The organism is Streptomyces aurantiacus, assembly GCF_001418335.1.
Classification (GTDB): Bacteria; Actinomycetota; Actinomycetes; order Streptomycetales; family Streptomycetaceae; genus Streptomyces; species Streptomyces aurantiacus.
The window spans coordinates 523-831 of record NZ_LIPP01000358.1 but is presented as its reverse complement, the minus strand read 5'-3'; the positions used below and the strand labels follow the sequence as shown (position 1 = coordinate 831).

1 pseudogene is annotated in these 309 nt (G+C 67.0%); it reads left to right on the top strand.

What is annotated here, in order from left to right:
- Positions 1-309: pseudogene (locus AOK01_RS45730) on the top strand (DNA gyrase subunit A); the annotation flags it as partial.

Genomic DNA, 309 nt, shown 5'->3' with positions numbered 1-309 from the left:
GACCTCGTCGCGTACGGGCCAGCGCCTGGTCATCGTCCTGAAGCGGGACGCGGTCGCCAAGGTCGTCCTGAACAACCTCTACAAGCACACCGACCTGCAGACGAACTTCGGCGCCAACATGCTGGCGCTGGTGGACGGCGTGCCGCGCACCCTGTCGCTGGACGCGTTCATCCGCCACTGGGTGACGCACCAGATCGAGGTCATCGTCCGGCGTACGAAGTTCCGGCTGCGCAAGGCCGAGGAGCGCGCGCACATCCTGCGCGGCCTCCTGAAGGCGCTGGACGCCATCGACGAGGTCATCGCGCTGAT